Consider the following 21619-nt stretch of genomic DNA (forward strand, 5'->3'; position numbering starts at 1 on the left):
GCCACAGTCTGCCAGGAACTCACAGTCACTACCAGGAATGCCTAGAACATGGCGCGATTTTGACGAGATCCTGTCAGCGATCATGCGAGAAGCTGCTAGCTAACGCAGAAAACTGCGAGAAGCTACTACGCGAAGCTGCGAGAAGCTGCTAAGTTCTACCCATGGCACCAAGACCCACAGTCGAGGTGGATGGGGCGGCGATCCGCCGTATCCGGCTACTCAGCGGCATGGAAATGGGCGACCTGGCCGGAAAGGCAGGCATCACCCCCAACTACCTCTGCCGCATCGAGACCGGATCGCGCCGCAACCTCGGACCCCGCGTCTACGCGGCGATCCGGACCCACCTCGGCGCTACCGATGACCAGCTCCTCGCTCCCGGCGAGGACCAGCAGCAGAGGACGACCTGATGGCACCCGTAGCCACCATGCCGACCAAGCCCGAGACCACCCGCGACCTCCCGCCCGGCTACTACACCGTCGACGAGGCCGCAGCGAAGCTCCGCGTCGGCACCCGCTTCCTGCGGGACGGCTTCAACCACGGCGGCTTCCCCGGCGCCCGCATGTCCGGCCGGCTCGTGTTCAGCGACGCCGACCTCGACGAGATCTACCGCATGCACCGGAGCCCGGCTCGGCCGGTTCCGCGCCAGCGCCGCAGCCCTCGCCGACGCGCTGCCTGACCCAAGACATGGGGCGGGCCACCTCCCGGATGCGACCCGGTCAGTGGCCCTGACGCCCCCTCCAACCACACGAAGAGATGGAGAAGAGCATGTCCCTGCAGCCTACCGAGATCCCCGTACTGCCCGACCTCACCCCGCGGGTCGCCCCCCTCGCCGAGGGCCACGGCCGCCACCGTGCGCCGAAGACCAGCGCAGAGTGGTACCGCAGGCTGGTCCGCCGGTCGACCGGCGTGACCCCGGTCGGCAAGGTCCTGCCGATCCCGCCGGTGGCCGAGGCGGCGCCGCTGCCAACCCGCCCGGCGAGCGACCCGTACCGCCCCGGGCTCTTCAAGGCCCTGGCCGCCGCCGAGCAGGCGCTGTCGCTGTGCCCCGTCCCCACCAGCGTCACGGTGCAGACCGGGTACCTGCACGCCCCCGCCGAGGTGAAGGTCTACGTGCACCAGGACCGGGAGCTCACCAAGCTGCACGCCTACCACGCCGTCCTCGGTGGCGAGTTGACCGAGGACGTCCTCGGCAGCGGGCAGCGGCACCACCAGCTGCACGCTGAGGTGCACGGGGTGCCGGTGCAGGTGTGGACCCTCCTGGACGCCGAGGCGGTGCAGGCATGACCGGGCCCCGCGTACGGATCACCGTCGGCCGCTTCAACTGGGCCGACCCCCGCGAGGTCGAGACGCAGGTCACCGTGATGGTGCCCGGGATCGTCACCTCCTACTTCCTGCCGTCCGGCATGGAGCGGGAGCTCCGGTCGATGACGTGGCCGGAGGCGGTCGAGGCCGCGCACAAGGACTGGGTGTCCCGGGGCGTCATCAGCACCAGCAGCGACCAGAAGTCCGCGCTGGCTGCGTGGCTGGCCGTCGATGAGAACCGCGATGCGCTGTACGGCGAGTGGCGGGCGGATGAGATCGCTCGGCATCCGATCGCTCGGGAGTTGGCCGCCGAGCTGGAGCGCGTCCGCGCCGACCGGGCCGGGGTCCTGGACGAGGTGATCACCGCGCTGGACAAGCGGCTCCTCGCGATCGTGCTTGGACCTGCCCCCCTGTCGGAGTACGACGCAGCCTCGGTCACCGGGCTGTGCACGGCCGTCGGAATCGTGCGCGGCATGGGCGGGAAGGTCACCCCGACCGGGGGCGAGACCACCCACCTCACCAACCTCGGTGCCTTCATCCACTGCTCCCGCCCGGGCTGCAACCGGGGCGAATGGGAGGGCAAGGCCGTCGAGCGGGGCTGGGAGTCGGGGCCGAGCGGTACGGACTGGCTGGACCCGCAGTGCGCTGCCAATGCGGCCGACCGTCGTGACTACCTGGCCCGTACGGCCGCCGAGGGCGGTGCGTCCGCGTGAGCCTCATCAACGACGCTCAGAACGTCATGGCCGCCGCGTTCCTCGGCTGCTCCGACCCCGCCCAACGCCTCCGGTACGCCGCCGTCGCCCTCTCCCAGGCCGAGATGCTCCGCGACCCCGTCCACGCCGAGCAGCAGCGCCGCGAACTGCGCGACCTTCGCAACGACCTGCTGAACGTCCGCGGCCACCTCTCCCCGAACGGCGAGCCCCGCCGAGTCCCCATGGACATCAGCGAGCGCGTGGCCCCGGCCGTGGAGTGGCTGGTCGCCGAGGTCGACCGGATGCGCACCGCACTGATCGCCGCCGACAAGGAGCTGCAGCAGGCCGCGCTCGGCTCGGTCTGGCGGGCCGAGCACGAGGGCATCCCCCTCGGCACCTACCGCACCAAGGCAGCCGCCCGCGACCACTGCGAGCAGTCCATGCGGCAGGTCGAGCCCAGCGTCACCCTCACCTGGGTGCCCGACTTCAGCGGCGACGACAGTCCTGAGGACCTCTGCTTCGTCGCCGTCGAGGACGTCCTGTGCACCGGCTACGTCGTCGTCCCCGTCGAGATCCAGGACTCCTACGACCCGGACGCCGACGAGTGAGCCCCCTCAACCAGGCCGTCCTGGTCGCCATCGTCCTGCTCATCGGAGCCGTCGCCCTCATCGCCGACTGGCGCGCACGCCGCCGCCTCACCCGCCGCTGCTGCCCCCACGACTGCACCTCGATCCGCCGCGCGAACCTGCCGCGCCCCCGCACGGGAGAACCCAAGTGACCATCCCCATCAGCGTTCCCGAGGCGCTCCTCCGCGAGACCCTCGCGGCCGTCGCCGGACAGCACGACATGCCCATCACCATCCGCCAGGTCGAGACCCTCGCCCGCGCCGCCGTCGAGATCCTCGCCGACCACCTCGACACCGCGCCGCCGCGGACCCCCCTCGGCGTCGCCATCCCGCCGGTGCAGCTCGCTGTCCTCATCGGCATCTGCAACGGCCTGGAGAGCGCCGAGATCGCCGCTCGCATGTGCCGCAGCGAGGACACCGTCAAGACCCACCTGCGGCGCCTCTTCGCCCGGCTCGGCGTCAACAACCGTGCGCACGCAGCGTCGGTCGCTCTTGCCGCCGGCGTCGTCCCGGCCGCCGTGGTCCGCGTCCCGCGCCGCGAGGGGGCTGCGGCATGACGGAGACCCTGCTGGCCGGGACCACCACCCCGGCCACCCGCCGGCGCCGCACCACCAAGGCCGAGCCCACCGGCGCCGACCGCATCCCCAAGCCCTCCCAGGGCTGGTACCGCGACAAGGTCACTGGCGAGAAGTACCGCCGCGTCACCACCATCCTCAGCCAGGGCTCCACCAAGGGCGACGTCCTCTCCATCTGGGCCGCCAACCTGGTCGCCGAGACTGCGATGGCCAACCTGCCCCGCCTCGTCGCCGCCTCCATGCACCCCGGCCAGCGCGCCGAGATGTACGACTGGCTGCGCCGCGCACCGCTCCGCAAGCGCGACGAGCGCGCCGACGTCGGCTCAGCGGTGCACCGGGTCATCGAGGCGCACGTCCTCGGGCAGCCGCTGCCCGCCGAGCTGCTGCGCGACGACGAGATGGCCCCGTACCTCGCCAACTTCCTCCAGTTCGTGGAGGACTGGCAGGTCACCTTCGAGGCCTCGGAGATGGTCGTCGGCAACCGCGAGCACGGCTACGCCGGAACCCTCGACTACCTCCTGCGCTCCCCGCTGATCGCCGCCCACTTCGGAACCCCTGCCAACAAGGTGTTCCTCGGCGATACCAAGACCGGCGGCGAGCTGGACGTCAAGGGCGTCTACCCCGAGGCCGCCCTGCAGATGGCCGCCTACCGCCGCGCCGAGGTGGCGTGGCTGCGGGACGGCTCCACCGTGCCGATGCCGGCCACCCACGACCACGGGGTGGTGCTGCACCTGCGGCCGGAGGGCTACAGGCTCATCCCCATCGCGTGCGGCGACGACGTCTTCGCCCAGTTCCGCATCACCCAGCAGGCCGCCGAGTGGGTGTCGGGCCTGTCCAAGACCGTCGTCGGCGAGGCGCTGGCCCTGCCGACCGTCCCGGAAGGGAGGGCCGCCTGATGCCCATCCTCGACCTCCAGCGCCGCATGCGTCAGCTCGGCGAGATCCGCATCGGCCACGTCGTCGACACCGGCCGCACGCGCCGCGACGGCAAGCCCCTCATGCGCCCGGCCAAGCTGGACAAGTTCCGCTTCACCAGCCCCTCCCGCCAGATCCTGGAGCAGGTCGCCGCGCTCTACGGCGGCGAGGTGAAGCCGTGGACCCCGGCCAACGGCGGCCCGGCCGAGTTCGAGGTGTACTCCACCGCCGACCGGCTCCCGGTCCTCGTGCCCCCGCGCGACGCCGTCTCCCAGTGGTACGAGCTGTACCAGGGCAGCAAGTGCGTCCGCCGCTGCGACGGCCGCACCGAGCTCAAGAGCGACCGCACCTGCCTGTGCGACCCCGCCGCCCGGGACTGCTCCATCACCACCCGCGTCAACGTCATGCTCCGCGACGTCCCTGCGCTCGGCCAGTGGCTGCTCATCTCCAAGGGCTACTACGCCGGCGTCGAGCTGCCCCCGGCGGCCGAGCTGCTGGCGCAGGCCGGCGGATACGTCGCCGGATGGCTCGGCATGGAGGAAAAGCTCGTCCAGCGCGAGCAGGGACCGGCCCGGTTCATGGTCCCCACCCTCGACGTCGAGATCACCCCCGCCGCCCTGATGTCTGGCCAGATCACGGGCCAGCCGCAGGCGGTGGTTACCGGCCCGGAGCGGGTCGCCATCACCAGCGGCCGCCCGGACTATGCGGCGCTCGCCGCGGTGGCGAAGACCACGGCTGACGTCCGGGCGCTGTACGAGCAGGCCGTCGCCAACCAGCACATGGACAAGGCCCTCGCTGACGCCCTCACGGCCCGTGCCAACGAGCTCAAGGACAAGCAGGACAACGGCCAGGCCCCGCCCGTCGAGCCCGACGACCCGGCCGAAGAGGTCATCGAGCCCGAGTTCGTCGACGACGACGACCCCTCCGAGATCTGGATGCAGGTCATGGCCGCAGCCGGCCGACTCGGCTGGACCACCGACCAGACCGAGACCGCGTTCGCCGAGCGCAACGGCGGCGTGATGCCCGGCTCTGCCGAGACCGGCCAGCTGCGCGAGTTCGTCACCTTCCTCAAGAACGGAGCCCGCGCATGAGCTGGCACCTCGGCCGCATGGCCTCCTTCGACGTCGAGTCCACCGGCGTGGACGTCGAGACCGCCCGCATCGTCACCGCCTCCCTCACCATGGTCGGCGGCGGCCAGCCCACCGAGGCCACCGCCTGGCTCGCCGACCCCGGGATCGAGATCCCCACCGAGGCCAGCGACATCCACGGCATCACCACCGAGCGAGCCCGCGCCGAGGGCCGCCCGGCCCGGGAGGTCGTCGAGGAGATCGCCTACCTCCTCGCCGACGCGCTCCAGCAGCGCATCCCGATCGTGGCGATGAACGCCCGCTACGACCTCACCGTCCTCGACCGCGAGTGCCGCCGCCACGGCCTGCCCACCGTCACGGAGCGGACTGGCGGACTCACCGGCCCGGTCATCGACCCGTACGTCATCGACAAGCAGGTCGACAAGTACCGCAAGGGCTCCCGCAAGCTCACCGCTCTCTGCGAGCACTACGGCGTCCAGCTCGGCGACGACGCCCACGAGGCCGGCGCCGACGCGCTGGCCGCCGCCCGGGTCGCCTACAAGCTGGCCATCCGGTTCCCGAAGCTCCAGGTGGACCTGCCGCAGCTGTTCGTGTGGCAGCAGAAGTGGGCCGCGGAGCAGGCAGCCAGTCTGCAGGCCTACTTCCGCCGTAAGGATCCGAAGGCCGTCGTCGAGGGTGCGTGGCCGCTGGTGCCCGCGCAGACCCGCGGGGAGGGCTGACCGATGCCTCAGATCAGCATCTTCCCCCGCCTCGCCGCCGCGCAGCGCGAGAACGGGCGCCTCCGCCAGCGCATCCGCGGACTCCAGCACGACATCTGGGACGCCCAGACCGGCGCCCGGAACCTCGCCCGCCGCTGCCGCCGCACCACGGACCAGGCTGACGGGCTCCGGCAGCAGCGCGACAGTGCCCGGAACACCGCGGTCACGCTGGAGCAGGAGAACGCCCGCCTCGGCCAGCGACTGGCCCGCATGACCCGGGCCTACGCCGTGCTCCGCACCAGCCAGCCGGCCACCGAGCCCGTCCACGACGAACTGTGGAGCCTCCTCGACTGGTCCCTGTTCGGCTCCGGCATGGGCGACACCTTCCGCGAGGCCCTGGCCGACACCATGACCGCCGCCATCACCCCCGAGCAGCGCGCCCAGGCGCTGAAGCTCATCGACTGGTGGACCAACGAGCGGGGCCGCAAGCCCGTCGGCCGGTGGGAGTACGAGAGGCAGCAGCGTCGCCTCACCCGGGCGGTTCGGGCCTGCGCTCGCTACCGCGCCGAGCTCAGCGCCCGCGAGGTGACCCGATGATCCTCGCCCTCCTGGACGCCGCCGTCGAACACCCCGCCCGGGTCTTCTTCGGTGGCCTGACCACCGGCCTCGCCCTCATCGGCCTCGGCGCCTGGCTGCACAGCCTCGACCGCAAGGGCTGCTCGTGACCCACACCCTGACCCCCGGTGCGGCGGTGGCCGCTCCCGCCGCACCGGGCACCACCCGCACGCGCAAGTCCACCAACTATCAGCTCGGCAAGGGCTTCGAGGACCGCACCCGCGACCGCCTCCGTGCCGACGGCTACACCGTCATCCGCTCCGCCGGCTCCAAGTCCCCCGTCGACCTCGTCGCCATCAAGCCCGGACAGCTCCTCTTCATCCAGTGCAAGCGCGACGGCTCCCTGCCCCCGGGCCTGGAACGTCTTCTACGACCTCGCTGCCATGGTCGGCGCCATCCCGGTGCTCGCCGAGCAGCTCAAGCCGCGCGGCCACGCCTGGTGGCGGCTCACCGCCCGCAAGGACGGCAACGGCGGCCGCCAACCGATGGCGCCGTTCCAGCCGGACGAGGTCGCCGAGGGGGTGGCCCGGTGACCGACTGGCGAAAGCGCGCCCGCTGTGCCGAAGTCGACCCCGACCTCCACCACCCCGTCGGCAACACCGGCCCGGCCCTCCTCCAGATTGAGCAGGCCAAAGCTGTCTGCCACCGATGCCCAGTGATCAACGAATGCGGGGCCTACGCCCTCCAGACCGGCATCGAACACGGCGTCTGGGGAGGTCTCTCCGAGGACGAACGGCGCGCCATGCGCCGCCGCGCCGCCCGCACCGGGGTCCCCGTCGTGGCACCCGCACCGAAGCGGATCGAGGGCCCCGCCCACAACGTCGCCCGCACAAAGGGAGCCCGCATCGTCGCAGCACTCGGCGCGGGGGAGCAGCCCGGCGCGGTCGCGCGCAGCCTCGCCCTCCCCATCGGCCTGGTCCGGCAGGCGCACCGCCTGGTGACGTCCGGCGCCGTCGAGCCCAACTCGGAGCCCGAGACCGCAGGAGCCAGCTCATGAGCGGCTGGCTCGGCGTCATGGCAGTGCTGTCGTGAGCGGCATCCAGGGACAGGCCGCCTGTGCCGAGCCTGGCATGAACCCGGCCTGGTGGGACGCCCACCGCAAGGACACCGAGGCAGCCCGGCGCGCCATCGCCGTCTGCCACCAGTGTCCGATCGAGGGCGCCTGCCTCGAGGACGCACTCCGCAACCAGCACAACCCGGCGAACCGACCCTCAGGGATCCGCGGCGGCCTCACCGCCCCGGAACGGGCGGTCTACCACCTCCGCAAACCCCGCCGACCGAAGCCGACCACCTCACCCGACCACCATCAGAAGGAGCCCGCCACCGTGGACGACAAGCCCACCACCACCGATCCGGTCCAAGTGCCGGTGCTGTCGGTCGCCTCCCGCCCCAAGCCGGAGCAGGCCAAGCCCAACTCCGCCGAGGCGCTCATCGCCTGGGGTATGCAGCACCCCAGCGCCCGCATGAACCGCCTCGCTGGCCAGGCCCGCACCGCCCTGGCCGACCTCCAGCAGTCCCAGCGCAAGGAGGCCGCCGTCTCCACCGCCGAGGAGCACGTGCAGAAGCTCAAGCGGCAGCTGGCCGAGGCGGAGAAGGCCCTGCGCGTCGCCAAGGGCACCAACGGCGCGAGCAGCCCGGCTGCCAAGGCAACACCGGTGGCCGACAGGCCCGCGAGGGACGAGCTGGACACCATCCGTACCTGGGCCCGGGAGAACGGCCACGAGGTGGCCGATCGCGGCCGCATCCCGCGCAACGTCGTCGACGCCTACCGCGCCGCACACCCCGCCCCACTCGCTCAGGCCAGCTGATGACCGGCTGGACCGGCGGCCTCCACATCCGCGGCCTCCCCATCCCCGGCCACTGGGAGACCGAACCCATCGCCGACTACCTCTGCACCCACTGCGGCCACCACAAGAGAGCCACCGGCAAAGCCAAAGTCGCCGCCCTCGTGCTCTCCGCACGCACCGACCACCAAGCCACATGCCCCGCCAACCAGCAGGCACCCACCAGAAAGGCCACACACCAGTGACCACCCACGCCGCCGAGCCCACCACCGACACCAAGCCCGCCGAGTTCGCCAGCTTCCTCATCGGCCACCTCTCCGGCCGCGTCCACGACCAGATCAGCGAGGAGATGCACCAGCTCCTCGAGGCCGTCAACGCCCACGGCAAGAAGGGCCAACTGACCATCACCGTCACCGTCGAGCCGCCCAAGGGCGCAGTCGACGGAGGCCCCGTCACCATCGCCGTCGACTCCGCCGTGAAGGCCCCCAAGCCCGTTGCCCCGCCGGCCATCTACTTCCTCGACCGCGACGGCAACGCCACCCGCAACGACCCCCGGCAGGTCGCCTTCGACTTCCGCACCGCCGACGGCCCCACCGAGTTCCGCACCGCCGAGTAACCCAACCCACCCACGACCACACCAACACCGGAGTACCGACACCGTGACCAGCTACAGCACCGAACCCGCCACCCTCGACGGCACCCAGGCCGTCATCGACATCGCCCAGCAGGCCATCGCCCCCGTCGCCCTGGAGACCGGCCACGTCTACGCCGTCCGCGGCCCCGGCGGCACCACCATCACCGTCGACCTCGTCGACAAGTACCGCACCGCCCCCGCCCGTAAGACCGGCACCACCACCGTCCGCGACAGCGACTCCTTCCTCGCCTACTGGACCAAGCATCACGACGACGGCACCGAGATCTACGCCGACACCGAGACCCTCACCATCACCGCCGTCCTCGACGCCCACGAAGCCGACAGCCCCCGCTTCGGCCAGCACCGCCTCAACCTCGCCCTGCGCCGCACCGACACCTGGGACCAGTGGCTCCGGAACGACGGCCGCTTCCTCGACCAGGAGACGTTCGCCTCCTTCCTCGAGGACCACCGCGGCGACCTCCTCCAGCCCGACTCCGCCACCATGCTCGAAGTCGCCCAGTCCATCCAGGGCGCCACCAAGTGCACCTTCCAGTCCGGACACCGACTCCAGTCCGGCGAGCGCCAGCTGGCATACGTCGAGGAGACCACCGCCAAGGCCGGCGCCAAGGGCACGCTCACCATCCCCGAGGTGTTCACCATCGGCCTGGTGCCGTTCGAGGGCGCCGCCGGGTACAAGCTCACCGCCCTCTTCAAGTACCGCATCAGCCGCGATGGCTCCCTGTCGCTCGGCTACAAGCTCGACAAGCCCGCCGACACGCTGCGGACCGCCTTCGCGGACGTCCGCCAGCAGGTCGTGGGGGCCGTCACCTCCCCGGTCCTGAACGGCACCCCCGCCTGATGCCCGCCGGGTCCCGCACGCGCCGCGGGGAATACCCCTGCCCCGCGTGCGGGGCCCGGCTCCTCCGGCAGCTCGTCGGCCACATGGCAGCGCTCGACATCACCGCCGACCTCACCCCGCTCACCCCCGACCAGCAGGCCAGAGCCCGCGGCCCCGACCGGCTCATCTGGTGCCTCCACACCACCGCCCTCCGACAACCGGAGCTGCGGTGGATCCACACCGGCCACCCGCCCAACTGCCCCAAGCCCCATGTGACGACCCACCAGTGCCCCGGCCGCCACCAACCCAACCCGCAGCCCGCACTGTTCTGACCGCAAGGAGCCCCGTGGAGAACGTCCGCCACATCCCGCACCCGTCGCCGGACACCGACGACGACGGCCGGGACACCGAGGCCGCCATCAAGCGCATGGTGCCCTCCGACGTGGCCTCAGAGCGGGCGGTCCTCAAGGAGTGCATGCACCAAGGCGCCACCGCCTACGCCAGCGCCGCCCAGGTGCTCCAAGGCCGCGCCGACTTCTACCACCCCGCGAACCAGGTCATCTGGGACCAGCTCGGCCACCAGGTCCGCAACCAGCAGCCCACCGACCCGATCGCGCTCCGCGCCGAACTGGAGAAGACCGGGCTGCTCCGCCAGGCCGGCGGCGCCCCCTACCTCTTCGAAATCGCCTCCACCCACACCGGCGGCACCGCCTCCTACTACGCCGGATTCGTTCGCGAGAAAGCCGAACTCCGCGAGCAGTCCGACCTCGCGTTCCGCATCACCACCGAACTCGGCCGAGGCGCCTCCCCGGAGGACATCGAGCACCTCATCGAGGACCACCACCAAGCCGCCCGGATGCGAGCCACCGCATCCACCGGCGCCGGACCCGCCGCCCTCATGGGCAGCCTCCTCGACTGGGACCAGCTCTTCGAAACCGACTTCGGCTCCGTCGAACTGCTCCCCGGCCGGCTCATGGCCCCCGGCCAACAGATCGCCCTCGTCGGCGACGGCAAGGCCGGCAAGTCCCTGTTCTCCCTGGAATGGGCCTGGCGCATGGCCACCGGCCGCCGCTTCCTCGACAGCCCCCCGCAAGCCCCCGTCCCCGTCCTCTACGTCGACGCGGAGAACGGCCACGAACAGATCCAGTCCCGCCTCATCTCCTTCGGCGCCACCCCCGAGACCATGGGCCTGCTCCGCTACGCCAGCTTCCCGCCCATGCGCCCCCTGGACACCCCCCAAGGCGGCGCCGACCTCATCGCCCTCGCCCGCGCCGTCGGCGCCCAGGTCGTCTTCATCGACACCATCAGCCGGTTCATCTCCGGCGAGGAGAACAGCGCAGACCCCTGGCTCTCCCTCTACCGCTCCACCCTCATGCCGCTCAAGGCCGCAGGCATCGCCTCCATCCGCCTCGACCACTTCGGCAAGGACGCCACCCGCGGCGCCCGCGGCAACAGTGCGAAGACCCAGGACGTCGACCACGTCTGGGAGCTGTCCGCCCAGGGCGGCGGCATCGTCACGCTGAAGCGCACCCACACCCGCACCGGTGTCGGCGAGGACGGGTTCACCATCCTGCGCCAGGCCCGCAAGCGCGGCGACCACTGGGAGGCCGGAGGCACCCGCCACGTCCTGGTCACCCACGAGCACCGCGCCGAGCTCATCCCCGGCAGTCCGGAGCACATCGCCGCGCAGCTCGACCGGGCCGGCGTCCCCGCGACGTACGGCCGGGAGCGGCTGCGGGCCGAGTGTGCGACGCGGGGGATCGCGGTGCGGACGGAGTTGCTGGCCGACGTCGCCCGGCTGCGGAAGCAGCGCGCCGCGGCCCCGGACCAAGATCGGGGACAGGTCGGGGACAGGTCTGACCTGGGCTTTTCCCAGGCACACCCCCTGCCCCTCGACCACCACGACCCGCAGACCAACCCCGAACCCGGACAGAACAGGGCAGAACAGGGCGCGAAACCTGTCCCCGAACCTGTCCCCACCCCTGACCCCCCGGGACAGCAAAAACCTGTCCTGATCATGGGGACAGGTCAGGAAGAAACCCCAGGTCAAACCTGTACCGGACAGGTCCAGGACAGCGGGGACAGCGCTGCAACCCGACCTGTCCCCTGTCCACCCCCTCTTAGAGGGGGACAGGGGACGGGACAGCCAGGACAAGCAGACCCCCCACAACCCCCCTGCACCCGATGCGGCAAACCCGTCCCCACCGACTGGGCAGCACGCGGCTACGACACCCACGTCATGTGCGACCCCGCCGACCTCCCTGCCTGACGGCACGCCATCCGGACCACCCCAACCACCCGCCCTCGAGGACCCGCCATGCCGATCCGCCCCGAGAACCGCCACCGGTACCCCACCGACTGGAAAGCGATCAGCCTCGCCACCCGCGCCGCAGCCGGCTGGCGCTGCGCCTGCACCGGACAGTGCGGCCTCGACCACGGCGGCCGATGCCGAGCGGTGAACGGCGAGCCGAACCCCGACACCGGGTCGAAGGTCGTGCTCACCGTCGCGCACCTCAACCACGAGCCGAGCGACTGCCGGCCGGAGAACCTGCTCGCTGCCTGTCAGCGGTGCCATCTGCGCTACGACGCAGCTCATCACGCGGAGACGCGTGCTGCGACGCGGCGGGCGGCCCTCGAGGCGGCTGGCCAGACCTCGTTCGACATCCCCGCCTGACACCACCGGAGACCGCCATGGACACCACCACGACCACCAAGCAGCCCAGCCGTATCCAGCGCCGCCGAGTCTTCGGCTGGCGCGCCCCCGCCGGCGCCCGCTACGTCGGCCGCGGCACCCGCTGGGGCAACCCGTACCGCCTCGGCGAGACGCAGGTACGCCTTCCCGGCATCGACGGCTCCGAGTGGGAGCACGAGGGGCGCCTCGGTAAGAGGTCCGGCGAGACGCACCACTTCGTCCACCCCGACGGCTCGGTCACGTGGCACCGCGTCGAGGACGCCACCCCCGAGCAGGTCATCGAGCTGTACCGCCGCTGGCTGGCCGAGCGCTCGGAAGCCGCAGAGGCGGCACGTCAGCAGCTTTCTGGGCGGGACCTCATGTGCTGGTGCCCGCTGCCGGAGCCCGGCCAGCCCGACCACTGCCACGCCTCGGTGCTGCTGGAGCTGGTGAACGGGGCGCAGCGGTGAGCGGGTGGCTGCGGCTGCTGCTCCAGGCCTGCGCCGTCATCAGCAGCCTCGGCGCGCTCGTCATCGTGTGGGCCCTGTACCAGTGCGCTCTCGTCGCGGTCGGTGCTGTGCGCGGCTGGTGGCGGCGCCGGGCCGGCGCTCGGCGGGTGCGGGCCGGGTGGGCTCGCCGCCGTCGGGTCCTAGCGGAAGCGGCTGCTGAGGACGCGCAGCACGCGGCCAGCGCCACGAACACGCCCCCGCCCGGCCCCTGGGGCCCGCGAGACGGCTGCGGCCCGCAGGCGGCCGTACAGCTGCCCCGCCCCGGCCGGCCGCGGTCGGTGATGCGGTACGCCGCCCAGGCCGTGGTCGACGTCGAGTTCGCCGAGATCACCGGCTGCCCGATCGCCCGTCAGCTGCACACCCCGGAAGGGCCAACCCCATGAAGCGCTTCGCCGCGTTCTACAGCGAGACTCCCGACATCCGCATCGGAGACAACGGCTGGTCCACGGACGGCCGCACCTTCGGCTCCCCAGCCCGCGCCGTCGAGGTCGCCGAGCAGTGGCTCGCCGAGGGCCGGTACGGCGTGACCGTCCAGAACCTCGAGGAGGCCGTCTACCAGTCCTGGCCGATGTGCCGCACAGTCACCTCCGACAGCGGCGCGTACTGGTGCGTGCGCCAGGACCTGCTGTCGGACGGTCGCTGCCCGGAGCACACTCAGGGCGGCACCCCTCGGCCTTCGCGGCCACATCAGCTGGCGCTCCTGGACGTCACTCCGTCGACGGGTGGTGACGGGCGTTGACCAGCGACAACACCCCCACCCCGACGGGCGACGACAGCCCGGTGACGCCCCCCGTCACCACCTACACCCGCGCCACCCGCACCACCCACGACTACCAACCCACCACCATGCCCGGCATGTGCGGACGCTGCATGCAGCCCCTCGAGGCAGACCTGCACCCGCACCGCTTCGAGCCCACGCTCACCCGCCCGTACGAGTGCATGTGCGGCGACGAAGCCGACGCCGAACAGCACACCGGGGCGCAGCCGGCGCGCGGCGGGATCTACACCGGCCCCCGGCTTCTCGTCGACCCCGACCGCAGCCCGGACTGCGGCCCCCTGCCCACCGTCCGGATCGCTGGCCAGCCCGCAGGCACCATCCTCCGCGCCGAGCACCTGCCCGCCCTGCCGCCCTCGGTGACGGTACGGATCACCGGCACCGATAACGGGCCCAAGCCCACCCCACTGCTCCTCGCCCGCCCCCGCCTCGCGCGACTCCGTGACTTCCTTCGACGGGCCGGTGACACCCGATGACCAGCGTCAACGTCCCCCGTCCGACGGCCGTCAACCAACGCCTGCAACGCCTCACCCCCGACCAGCTCGACGCCCTCGTCGCCAAGACCCGCAACCGAGCCCTCACCGAGACCGAACACACCGCACTGCGCCGCGAAATCGACGCCCTCCAGCAGGCCCGGCGCAGCCTCGGCGGAGCCCAAGCCGCCGCCCGCACCGCCACCGAACAGCTGAAGCAGGCCCGGCGGCAGCTCGCCACCGTCACCCCGCTCACCGTCGCCCAGGTCCTCGAAGTGACGTGCCCCCTCGACACCTGCCGCGCCGCCCCTGGCCGCCGCTGCCACTCGGCGTACGGCATGACCGCCCGCAACCCCCACTCCGCCCGCACCGAGGCCGCACGGAAGGCGAAGACCCCATGACCCAGGCCCCCGCCGAGCTCACGCCCCAGCAGCTCGCCGAACTCGCCCCACTCACCCGCGTGGTCGCCCGCGCCGTGTACGACGCGCCTGTCCGGTTCGGTGACGGACCTGGTGCGCTGGTCCCGCACATCGTGGTGGCGGTCGCCGCGTACATGGGCAGCGTCGTCGGCCCGGCCTCGAAGGAGTAGCAGTGACCGACCAGTCCGACGACCTGCGGCGGCGCACCCAGCGTGCCGAGGCGGAGCGGGACCAGCTCGCCGCAGAGGTGAAGCGGCTCGGCGCCACGGTGCTCCGCCTCGAAGGCCTCCGAGACCAGTGGCTCGGCTACACCCTCGCCGACGTCCACGGCCAGGCCGCCCGGCTGCTGGGCGAGCTGAACGCCGCGCTGCGCCCGGCCGCGCCCCCCGAGGAGCCCGTCAGCGACGTCGCCGCCGCCGTCCTCGGCGCCGAGTGGCTCCGCCTGTACCGGACCGACCCGGCCGCCGCGGCCAGCGCGCTCGCCCAGATGCTGCCGCCGGGACGCACCCCGGCGGAGCCGGCCGCCCAAGAGCAGACCTCATGACCGGGCCCCTGCACGTCAAGAAGACCAGCCACCTCATCACCCCCGCCGACATCGCCACCTACGCCGCCAGCACCAAGACCCCGCTGGAGCAGCTGCGTGCCATGGTTCGCGACGACAGCGTGCTCGCCAAGGTGTGGCGGGAAGCGCTGCACCGTGCGCTGTACGGCGAGGTCCCGGCCACGTTCCGCGGCCCCCGCTACCAGCCACAGCCGTGGGAGACCTGATGGCCCGAGTGCTGGTGGGGCCGCGGCTTCACCCGAAAGCTCGACGACAGCAGACAGCCTGAGGCAAGATCTGCGGTCATGGACGCGGCTTTGGCAGGGATCTACGGCACAGTGGCCGGAGGAGTTATTGCGGCGGTGCCAGCACTTCTGGGCTCGCGCTGGAGCAGACAGCAATTCCGTGACCAGCTTCGGGCTCAGCAGGAACAGAGTGACCTGGCTGTCAGGTCTGCCCACCTGCAGCAGCGCCGTGAACCTAGGGGCAAGGCATACGCAGAGTTCTCCGGCGAGGTGCTCGCTCTTGAACAGGCAATGGGCAAGTTGTTCACCGATTTCCTGGGGGATCTGCAATATGGGGGAGAGCGACCAGAGTTGCAGTCCATCAATGCAGGTCTCGATCGAGTTGCATCTCTGTGGGCCCGGGTGGTGATCGAGGGACCCGAATCGGTCGTCGCCCCTGCGGAGCAGCTGAGGAAGAAGCTGGCGCGGGCGCGAGACCACCTGGCGCGAACGCTCGCGATGACCGAGACCCGCGTTGACAGATACGTCGGAGATCACGGGCGGATGCCGTTCGACACCGAGGACCTCGACGAAATCTCTACCCTCCTCCAATCGTTCATGGACGCCGCCCGATTTGCTCTTGATGTAGACGGAACAGCTGGCACGGCTCGCGTTTAGCCTGAACTCCACCTGGCGGCTTCAGTCCATGCCGCCGCGGCGCTGGCCGCCGCCCGAGGACCCTGCACCACCAGCCCCCGCCCCGGGAGTCCTGATGATGCCGCCTCCGGCCGCACACCCCTAGGGTTGCTCCCTAGAGAACCCAGCGCCCCAGGAGACACCCATGCCCGCGCCCGCCCCGTACCGCCTCATCGCCGACGAGCTGCGCACCGCAATCCTCACCGGGCGCCTCAAGCCCGGCGACCGCGTGCCGGGCGAGAACACCCTCATGGAGCAGCACGGCGTCGCCAAGGAGACCGCCCGCCGGGCCCTGGCAACCCTCGCCGCCGAGGGCCTGATCGAGACTCGCCGCGGCTCCGGCACCTTCGTCAAGGCATTCCGGCCGATCCGCCGGCGCGGCACCAAGCGGCTCGCGCAGTCCCAATGGGGCGAGGGCCGCTCCATCTGGGAAGCAGACCTCGACGACCGGCCGATGACCACGGACCGCCTGGAGGTGGGCGAGGTCGACTGCCCGCCGCACGTCGCGCCGCTGCTGGGGCTGGAGCCGGGGGCGCGGGTGGTGATGCGGAACCGGCGGTACCTGGTGGACGGCGAGCCGGTGATGCTCGCGGTGTCGTACCTGCCGGCCGCGCTGGCCGGAGGAACGCGGATTGCGGAGGCCGACACGGGCCCGGGTGGGGTGTATGCGCGGCTCGCCGAGGTGGGCGCGGGGCCGGTGTGGTTCCGGGAGGAGGTGCGGGTGCGGATGCCGTTGCCGGAGGAGGCGGAGGCTCTGAGGTTGGGCCCGGGGTCGCCGGTGGCTCTGATCGTCCGTCACGCGTATGCGGAGGGCGGTCGTCCGGTCGAGGTAAACGAGATGACTCTTGATGCCTCCCGGTACCTGCTGGAGTGGGAGTTTCCGGCCTGAGGGGCGGAGTTTGAGGGTGCGTCACGCAATCCGTTGACATCCCTAGGGAACTGAGAGCACAGTTCCCTAGGGAACAGCGCTGCGCCCGCGCCGCGGGCCCGCCACGACCTCCCAAGGAGGCATCACGTGACAATCACCGACCTCCCCGCCCTCACCAGGCAGGGCCGCAACCTCATCGACCCGCAGCTCTTCGACCGGCTGGTCACCCGCATCACCAAGGACCACCCCGACGTCGACCGTCCCATGGCCGAGCGCATCATGGACCAGGCCGCGGCGTTCCTCGCCGCCTGCGCCACCGCGACCGAGCCCATCGGCCCGTCCGGCACCGTGGACGTCGGCTGGCACACTTTCATCCTCCACACCCACGAGTACGCCCGCTTCTGCCAGCGCATCGCGGGCCGGTTCATCCACCACGAGCCCGACGACAGCAACGACGAGGGCGGCACCCGCCGCGACACCGGCGCCCCGCTCCCGCGCACCATCGCCGCCATCCGCGCCGCCGGGTACCGCATCGACCCCGAGCTGTGGGGCACGGGCGCGGACTGCAACAGCGGCGGCAGCAACTGCACCCAGTGCCACGCCGGATGCCACGACAGCCCCCGTGGCTGACCAGCACACTCTCCCGGCCCCGTGCGTCTCGGCGCGCGGGGCCGACCCGCGTCCGTACCCTGGCAGGGTGCGCGCCGACTGGGAGACCCTGCCGCCCGCGGTCCGGGCCTCGGTGGAGAGCCACACGGGTCCGGTCCTGAAGGCCGAGCCCGTCAGCACCGGCACCGCGAACCAGTTCACCGCCGTCCTCCACCCCGCCGACGGCCCTGCCGTGTTCTGCAAGGGCGTCCACGGCGGCACCGGCCCGCACCTGCGGATGCTTCGTGCCGAAGCCGCCATCGGCCCCCACCTCGCAGGCCTCGCCCCCGCCGTCCGGTGGCAGGCCACCACCACCGACTGGGCGATCCTCGGCTTCGAGCACGTCCCCGGCTGCGGCGCCGATCTGGCCCCCGGATCCCCGGACCTGCCGCTCATCGCCGACCTGCTCGACCGGATGCGCCGACGGCTCACCCCGTGCCCGCCTGCGCCGACGCTGCCGCTCGCCGAGCGGTGGGCCCGGTTCCCTGCCTGGCAGCAGCTCGCGTCGGACGGACTGGACCCGTGGGCAGCCGCGCACCTCGACCAGCTGGCCGCGTGGGAGCAGCGCGCGCCCGAAGCGGTCGACGGCGGCACCCTCGCCCACTGCGACCTGGCGTGGAACAACATCCTCATCGGCCCCCGCGGCGTGCGGGTCGTCGACTGGGCCCTCGCCGGCCGCGCCGCCCCCTGGGTGGACACCGCGTTCATGGTGCTGCGGCTCATCCAGTACGGCCACACCCCCCGCGAGGCCGAGGCCTGGGCGCAGCAGGTGACCGACTGGCACAGCAGCGATGATGCCGTCACCGCGTTCGCCGCGGCGGTCGCGGGCATCCGAGTCCACCGGGCGCAGGCGCCCGAGGCTCCCGCCCACATGCCACAGCTGGCCGCTGCTGCGCTGAGCTGGGTGCGCTACCGGCTGGAATGAGGCGTCAGAGCCGGGCCGCCGTTCTCGGCCCATGCCTCCTCGGCGCCGGCTCCCATCGTCCTGGGTACGCCGCGGCGGCGGCTGCCACCGGGGCGACGCATCCTGGCTCAGTCGAACGACGGTTGCCCCGACCCGTCGGCCACGTAGGCGTTCACCATGGCCAATCGTGCTCGGTGCCCACACGTGCCGGTGGTTACGAAGAGCGGCTGGTTCGCAAGCGTTTGGCTGGGCGCGAGCTCGAAGACGCCTTCCGCCGATCCCACCACCCGACCGTGCTGATCCAAGACGTTGTACTTGATGTCATAGGCCACGGACCGCTGTGAGTGGTTCGTGACCCATAGGGTGAGATAGGGCTGATGCTCGCTGTCGCAATCCAGCAGCACACGGGACAGGTCGCCGACAGGGTGCAGGTAAGTCCGGTGGCTCGACGGCGCCTTATCGGGCTGCGTGCCTGGCTGACTTGCGCAAGCCGATGTGCCGACGACCACCAGAGCTACGACGAGGGCGCATTTCGGAAGCATCCGCTCAGAGTCTCAGCTGGGGTGGCCCAGTGGGGGGCTATCCCATTCCTCCGCGGCGCCGACTGCTGTCGTCCTGGGTCCGCCGGGGCGGCGGCCGCCACCGGACCCCACGGATCAGCGCATCGGCAAGCAGACCAACCTGCCGCTCCAGCTGCGCGAGACGCGCCCCCTCCTCGGAGTAGACGCCGAGGGCCTTCTCGATCGCGTCGGGCTCCAAGCCGGCCTCATGGAGGTCCTTGCGCGCGGTGGAGAACCCGCGCCGGGCGGCATGCAGGGACGTCTCGACTTCCCGCTGCGCCATGTACGCGAGGATCGCGGGTTCCTGCCGCAGGATGCCGTGGCGGCGGTATCCGGGCGGCATCCACTGGATGAGCCAGCGTGCAGCGGAGTCTTCCCACCCGTCGGTTCCGGGCGGCAGGACCTGCGCGGGCCATCCGGGTGGGACGTTCGGGGGCGGAGGCGGCTCGGTCATGCCACCAGCCTGCCCCGGCCGCGCTGGGCATGCGAATGGGGCTGCCCGTGGGGGTGTATCGGGCAGCCCCTGCCCGGTGAACGACCCACGCACCGGCCGGTCACGGCCAGCCCCCGCACGTCACAGCTCGGACAAAACCCCCACACGCCATCTGCACCGGCTGCGACCCTGCCCCTGGACCGCCACCACCCACACCCGGGGGACACCATGCACCGCACCACCGCAGCCGCCGGCCTGCTCACCGCCGCGCTGCTCACCGCCGGCTGCTCCAGCGGCAGCACACCGACCGGCGCTCAGCCCACCGCCACCGGCACGGCTGCCTGCCATGATGCGATCAAGGCCCAGTACGACCCGAACACCGGCGTGCTGACGGGCGCCCCGACTCAGCCGCCGGAGTGTGCGGGGCTGAGTACCGACCAGGTGTCGGAGATTGCGATCGAGGTAGCGGGGGAGATGGCGAGCAGCTGACCCGCTGCGTGGAACGGCCCCGTCCGGGAGTGTCCGGGCGGGGCCGTTCTGCGTGTCGGGGTGGTGACGCTGGTCAGACGGCGTCGGACGGGGCGTCATCGGGTGCCGTCGACGGGGTAGACCACGGCCCGGCTGCCGGTCGATCGGGGAGCTTGGCCCCGGGGCGTCGCATGTACCAGCGGATGAAGTCGCGGATCACGGCGGCGCGGGGGCTGCGCCCGGTGGGGTGCTGCGCCTTGGTGGCCGCCTCGAACGGTAGCCACTCGTCGTCGGGGATCCGCATCTGGCGGGGCTTGTCGTAGTCGTCGGGGGCCATGGGCGCAGGGTAGCTGTTCGTAGCTACAGGAGCAAGGCGCGGCGAGTGGTGTATGTAGCTACGAAATCTTGCGGAAGTGGCTTGTCTTGTAGCTACGAGAGGGCTAGCCTTGTAGCTACAAGAACGGGTTGAGCCGCAGGGAGCAGACCATGAGCGCCACCACCGAGCACACCAACTGCCTCCGCTGCGGCCGCACCCTCACCAGCACCACCAGCCGCACCACCGGCTACGGCCCCACCTGCCGCGCCAAGGTCCGCAACGCCCAGCGCACCGCCGACCTCACCGACTACAAGCCCGCACAGATCGACTCCGCCCGGGAGCTCATCGAGGACGGCGCGATCATCCCGCTGCGCCCCCGCATCTACCGCGCGGTCAGCAGCGACGGCACCGAGACCTACCTCACCGCCCGCCAGGGCTGCACCTGCCCGGCCGGCATCAAGGGCCGCAACTGCTACCACCGCGCCGCCGTGGCCATCCTCACCGCCGCCTGACCACCCGCCCGCGCACCACCAATCCAACGGAGGACTCCTTGACCACCAACCACCGCGCCGAGGCCGAGCGCCTCGCCAGCCGGGCCCACCACTTCACCTACGGCGATGGTGGCAATCCGACCGTCGGCCAGGCCCTGGCCACCGAGGCCGTCGTCCACGCGCTGCTCGCCGACAAAGGTGTCGACCCCGCCGAACACCAGGGCGTCGTCGACCAGCTGGCCGCGCTGAACCGCGCCATTGCTCGCTTCATCTACGACAACCGCGGCCACGAGCGCTACGCCGACGGCGTCGCCCGGCTGCACACCGCGCTCGTGGACGAGGCCGGCCTCGACCTCGGTGGCGAGCTGGACAAGCTGCTGTTCCCGGCCGAGGAGGAGCCCGACCCGTACGAGGGCGTCGACTTCGCTGGCTGCGGCGACCCCGGCGTGTCCGGCATGCAGCAGGTCTGACCCGCCCCGGCCCGGCCGCGTGTCCCTGCGGCCGGGCCCCGCATCCGTAGCTCAGTGGCAGAGCCCCGGTCACCCGCACCACCCCGACCACCCGGGAGCACCCCATGCCCACCACCACAGCCCCACCCGACGCCCGCTGCGCCGAGTGCAACCACCCGATCACCAACCCCGCCGCCCCCGCTGGCTACTGCTCCTGGCTCTGCCGCAACGCCGACCACCGCGACGACTGACACCCGTCCGACACCCCGTTGACAGCAAATTGACGGACCGTCGGAGTAAGCTGCGGACAACGTCACCGACGCAGCGGTGCCGAGCACCACCCCACAAACGAAAAACGGGCCCAGGCGTGGGGATCGCAGCCCCAGCCCAGGCCCTGACCACAGGAGAG

At 71.7% G+C, this 21619-nt stretch carries 39 protein-coding genes and 2 pseudogenes; 38 read left to right on the top strand and 3 right to left on the bottom strand.

Going from position 1 to position 21619, the window contains the following annotated elements; all coding sequences use genetic code 11:
* The first annotated feature begins 161 nt into the window (after positions 1-161).
* The 34 genes and pseudogenes from AB0761_RS27785 (at position 162) to AB0761_RS27950 (ending at position 18514) form a co-directional block, all read left to right on the top strand.
* Positions 162-407: a helix-turn-helix domain-containing protein gene (locus AB0761_RS27785; protein WP_377271866.1), complete on the top strand. Its 246-nt coding sequence runs from the start codon at positions 162-164 to the stop codon at positions 405-407.
* Entirely contained in the window at positions 407-676 is a 270-nt protein-coding gene (locus AB0761_RS27790) for a helix-turn-helix domain-containing protein (protein WP_377271867.1), read from the top strand. The genes AB0761_RS27785 and AB0761_RS27790 overlap by 1 nt, the downstream gene beginning before the upstream one ends.
* Positions 677-765: 89 nt before the next feature.
* Positions 766-1284: a hypothetical protein gene (locus tag AB0761_RS27795; RefSeq protein WP_377271868.1), complete on the top strand. Its 519-nt coding sequence runs from the start codon at positions 766-768 to the stop codon at positions 1282-1284.
* A complete protein-coding gene (locus tag AB0761_RS27800) occupies positions 1281-2015 on the top strand; it encodes a hypothetical protein (RefSeq protein ID WP_377271869.1) in 735 nt (244 codons plus the stop codon). The genes AB0761_RS27795 and AB0761_RS27800 overlap by 4 nt, the downstream gene beginning before the upstream one ends.
* On the top strand, positions 2012-2602 hold the full coding sequence (locus AB0761_RS27805) for a hypothetical protein (RefSeq protein ID WP_377271870.1): 591 nt from the start codon (positions 2012-2014) through the stop codon (positions 2600-2602). Before AB0761_RS27800 ends, AB0761_RS27805 begins: the two co-directional genes overlap by 4 nt.
* Positions 2599-2772: a hypothetical protein gene (locus tag AB0761_RS27810; protein WP_377271871.1), complete on the top strand. Its 174-nt coding sequence runs from the start codon at positions 2599-2601 to the stop codon at positions 2770-2772. Before AB0761_RS27805 ends, AB0761_RS27810 begins: the two co-directional genes overlap by 4 nt.
* A complete protein-coding gene (locus AB0761_RS27815; protein WP_377271872.1) occupies positions 2769-3176 on the top strand; it encodes a LuxR C-terminal-related transcriptional regulator in 408 nt (135 codons plus the stop codon). Before AB0761_RS27810 ends, AB0761_RS27815 begins: the two co-directional genes overlap by 4 nt.
* Positions 3173-4090: a hypothetical protein gene (locus AB0761_RS27820; RefSeq protein WP_377271873.1), complete on the top strand. Its 918-nt coding sequence runs from the start codon at positions 3173-3175 to the stop codon at positions 4088-4090. Before AB0761_RS27815 ends, AB0761_RS27820 begins: the two co-directional genes overlap by 4 nt.
* A complete protein-coding gene (locus AB0761_RS27825) occupies positions 4090-5199 on the top strand; it encodes a hypothetical protein (protein WP_377271874.1) in 1110 nt (369 codons plus the stop codon). The genes AB0761_RS27820 and AB0761_RS27825 overlap by 1 nt, the downstream gene beginning before the upstream one ends.
* Positions 5196-5915, top strand: a complete 720-nt coding sequence (locus AB0761_RS27830) for a 3'-5' exonuclease (protein WP_377271875.1) — start codon at positions 5196-5198, stop codon at positions 5913-5915. The genes AB0761_RS27825 and AB0761_RS27830 overlap by 4 nt, the downstream gene beginning before the upstream one ends.
* A gap of 3 nt (positions 5916-5918) precedes the next feature.
* A complete protein-coding gene (locus AB0761_RS27835; protein ID WP_377271876.1) occupies positions 5919-6491 on the top strand; it encodes a hypothetical protein in 573 nt (190 codons plus the stop codon).
* A complete protein-coding gene (locus AB0761_RS27840) occupies positions 6488-6619 on the top strand; it encodes a hypothetical protein (protein ID WP_377271877.1) in 132 nt (43 codons plus the stop codon). Before AB0761_RS27835 ends, AB0761_RS27840 begins: the two co-directional genes overlap by 4 nt.
* A gap of 26 nt (positions 6620-6645) precedes the next feature.
* Positions 6646-6792 (top strand): annotated as a pseudogene (locus AB0761_RS27845) (hypothetical protein); the annotation flags it as partial.
* Positions 6793-6892: 100 nt separating this feature from the next.
* Positions 6893-7042, top strand: coding sequence for a hypothetical protein (locus tag AB0761_RS27850; RefSeq protein ID WP_377274559.1), 150 nt, complete (start codon positions 6893-6895; stop codon positions 7040-7042).
* A pseudogene (locus tag AB0761_RS27855) lies at positions 7039-7272 on the top strand (WhiB family transcriptional regulator); the annotation flags it as partial. The gene AB0761_RS27850 and the pseudogene AB0761_RS27855, both read left to right, overlap by 4 nt.
* 265 nt (positions 7273-7537) lie before the next feature.
* Positions 7538-8317 carry a histone-like nucleoid-structuring protein Lsr2 gene (locus AB0761_RS27860; RefSeq protein WP_377271878.1) on the top strand — a complete coding sequence of 260 codons (780 nt, stop codon included), beginning with the start codon at positions 7538-7540 and terminating at the stop codon, positions 8315-8317.
* Positions 8317-8538 carry a transcription factor WhiB gene (locus AB0761_RS27865; protein ID WP_377271879.1) on the top strand — a complete coding sequence of 74 codons (222 nt, stop codon included), beginning with the start codon at positions 8317-8319 and terminating at the stop codon, positions 8536-8538. Before AB0761_RS27860 ends, AB0761_RS27865 begins: the two co-directional genes overlap by 1 nt.
* Positions 8535-8909, top strand: coding sequence for a hypothetical protein (locus AB0761_RS27870; protein WP_377271880.1), 375 nt, complete (start codon positions 8535-8537; stop codon positions 8907-8909). Before AB0761_RS27865 ends, AB0761_RS27870 begins: the two co-directional genes overlap by 4 nt.
* A 43-nt stretch (positions 8910-8952) precedes the next feature.
* Positions 8953-9786, top strand: coding sequence for a DUF2303 family protein (locus AB0761_RS27875; protein WP_377271881.1), 834 nt, complete (start codon positions 8953-8955; stop codon positions 9784-9786).
* 83 nt (positions 9787-9869) lie between these two features.
* A complete protein-coding gene (locus AB0761_RS27880; RefSeq protein WP_377271882.1) occupies positions 9870-10097 on the top strand; it encodes a hypothetical protein in 228 nt (75 codons plus the stop codon).
* A gap of 14 nt (positions 10098-10111) precedes the next feature.
* Positions 10112-12034: an AAA family ATPase gene (locus AB0761_RS27885; RefSeq protein WP_377271883.1), complete on the top strand. Its 1923-nt coding sequence runs from the start codon at positions 10112-10114 to the stop codon at positions 12032-12034.
* 48 nt (positions 12035-12082) lie between these two features.
* On the top strand, positions 12083-12439 hold the full coding sequence (locus AB0761_RS27890) for a hypothetical protein (protein WP_377271884.1): 357 nt from the start codon (positions 12083-12085) through the stop codon (positions 12437-12439).
* A gap of 17 nt (positions 12440-12456) precedes the next feature.
* Positions 12457-12906, top strand: a complete 450-nt coding sequence (locus tag AB0761_RS27895; RefSeq protein WP_377271885.1) for a DUF4326 domain-containing protein — start codon at positions 12457-12459, stop codon at positions 12904-12906.
* A complete protein-coding gene (locus AB0761_RS27900; RefSeq protein WP_377271886.1) occupies positions 12903-13328 on the top strand; it encodes a hypothetical protein in 426 nt (141 codons plus the stop codon). The genes AB0761_RS27895 and AB0761_RS27900 overlap by 4 nt, the downstream gene beginning before the upstream one ends.
* Positions 13325-13684, top strand: a complete 360-nt coding sequence (locus AB0761_RS27905; RefSeq protein ID WP_377271887.1) for a hypothetical protein — start codon at positions 13325-13327, stop codon at positions 13682-13684. The genes AB0761_RS27900 and AB0761_RS27905 overlap by 4 nt, the downstream gene beginning before the upstream one ends.
* Entirely contained in the window at positions 13681-14196 is a 516-nt protein-coding gene (locus AB0761_RS27910) for a hypothetical protein (protein ID WP_377271888.1), read from the top strand. The genes AB0761_RS27905 and AB0761_RS27910 overlap by 4 nt, the downstream gene beginning before the upstream one ends.
* On the top strand, positions 14193-14594 hold the full coding sequence (locus AB0761_RS27915) for a hypothetical protein (protein WP_377271889.1): 402 nt from the start codon (positions 14193-14195) through the stop codon (positions 14592-14594). The genes AB0761_RS27910 and AB0761_RS27915 overlap by 4 nt, the downstream gene beginning before the upstream one ends.
* Positions 14591-14782, top strand: a complete 192-nt coding sequence (locus tag AB0761_RS27920) for a hypothetical protein (protein ID WP_377271890.1) — start codon at positions 14591-14593, stop codon at positions 14780-14782. The genes AB0761_RS27915 and AB0761_RS27920 overlap by 4 nt, the downstream gene beginning before the upstream one ends.
* Positions 14783-14784: 2 nt before the next feature.
* On the top strand, positions 14785-15156 hold the full coding sequence (locus AB0761_RS27925) for a hypothetical protein (protein WP_377271891.1): 372 nt from the start codon (positions 14785-14787) through the stop codon (positions 15154-15156).
* A complete protein-coding gene (locus AB0761_RS27930; protein WP_377271892.1) occupies positions 15153-15380 on the top strand; it encodes a hypothetical protein in 228 nt (75 codons plus the stop codon). Before AB0761_RS27925 ends, AB0761_RS27930 begins: the two co-directional genes overlap by 4 nt.
* Before the next feature lie 78 nt (positions 15381-15458).
* On the top strand, positions 15459-16055 hold the full coding sequence (locus AB0761_RS27935; RefSeq protein WP_377271893.1) for a hypothetical protein: 597 nt from the start codon (positions 15459-15461) through the stop codon (positions 16053-16055).
* Positions 16056-16218: 163 nt separating this feature from the next.
* Positions 16219-16962 (top strand): GntR family transcriptional regulator, encoded by a 744-nt coding sequence (locus AB0761_RS27940; RefSeq protein WP_377271894.1) that lies wholly within the window; start codon positions 16219-16221, stop codon positions 16960-16962.
* 126 nt (positions 16963-17088) lie between these two features.
* Complete coding sequence (locus AB0761_RS27945; protein WP_377271895.1) at positions 17089-17571, top strand: glycine-rich domain-containing protein; 483 nt, start codon at positions 17089-17091, stop codon at positions 17569-17571.
* Between the two features lie 67 nt (positions 17572-17638).
* Complete coding sequence (locus AB0761_RS27950) at positions 17639-18514, top strand: phosphotransferase family protein (protein WP_377271896.1); 876 nt, start codon at positions 17639-17641, stop codon at positions 18512-18514.
* Between the two features lie 107 nt (positions 18515-18621).
* Here the strand turns inward: AB0761_RS27950 and AB0761_RS27955 are convergent, their stop codons facing one another.
* The gene (locus AB0761_RS27955) at positions 18622-19035 is read right to left on the bottom strand and encodes a hypothetical protein (RefSeq protein WP_377271897.1); all 414 of its coding nucleotides are present in this window, start codon (positions 19033-19035) and stop codon (positions 18622-18624) included.
* A gap of 37 nt (positions 19036-19072) precedes the next feature.
* Positions 19073-19507, bottom strand: a complete 435-nt coding sequence (locus tag AB0761_RS27960) for a hypothetical protein (RefSeq protein WP_377271898.1) — start codon at positions 19505-19507, stop codon at positions 19073-19075.
* Positions 19508-19714: 207 nt separating this feature from the next.
* Here AB0761_RS27960 and AB0761_RS27965 point away from each other — a divergent pair, with 207 nt between their 5' ends.
* Positions 19715-19975, top strand: a complete 261-nt coding sequence (locus tag AB0761_RS27965; RefSeq protein WP_377271899.1) for a hypothetical protein — start codon at positions 19715-19717, stop codon at positions 19973-19975.
* Positions 19976-20048: 73 nt separating this feature from the next.
* Here AB0761_RS27965 and AB0761_RS27970 read toward each other — a convergent pair whose 3' ends face one another.
* Positions 20049-20291 carry a hypothetical protein gene (locus AB0761_RS27970; protein ID WP_377271900.1) on the bottom strand — a complete coding sequence of 81 codons (243 nt, stop codon included), beginning with the start codon at positions 20289-20291 and terminating at the stop codon, positions 20049-20051.
* Positions 20292-20440: 149 nt separating this feature from the next.
* On the opposite strand from AB0761_RS27970, the gene AB0761_RS27975 reads away from it, so the two are divergent.
* The 3 genes from AB0761_RS27975 (at position 20441) to AB0761_RS27985 (ending at position 21461) form a co-directional block, all read left to right on the top strand.
* Positions 20441-20782: a DUF6011 domain-containing protein gene (locus tag AB0761_RS27975; RefSeq protein ID WP_377271901.1), complete on the top strand. Its 342-nt coding sequence runs from the start codon at positions 20441-20443 to the stop codon at positions 20780-20782.
* A gap of 38 nt (positions 20783-20820) precedes the next feature.
* Positions 20821-21231 carry a hypothetical protein gene (locus AB0761_RS27980; protein ID WP_377271902.1) on the top strand — a complete coding sequence of 137 codons (411 nt, stop codon included), beginning with the start codon at positions 20821-20823 and terminating at the stop codon, positions 21229-21231.
* A gap of 104 nt (positions 21232-21335) precedes the next feature.
* Positions 21336-21461, top strand: coding sequence for a hypothetical protein (locus AB0761_RS27985; protein ID WP_377271904.1), 126 nt, complete (start codon positions 21336-21338; stop codon positions 21459-21461).
* Positions 21462-21619: the final 158 nt, after the last annotated feature.

Origin of the sequence: Peterkaempfera podocarpi, from assembly GCF_042466665.1 — a bacterium.
GTDB classification, from domain to species: Bacteria; Actinomycetota; Actinomycetes; order Streptomycetales; family Streptomycetaceae; genus Peterkaempfera; species Peterkaempfera podocarpi.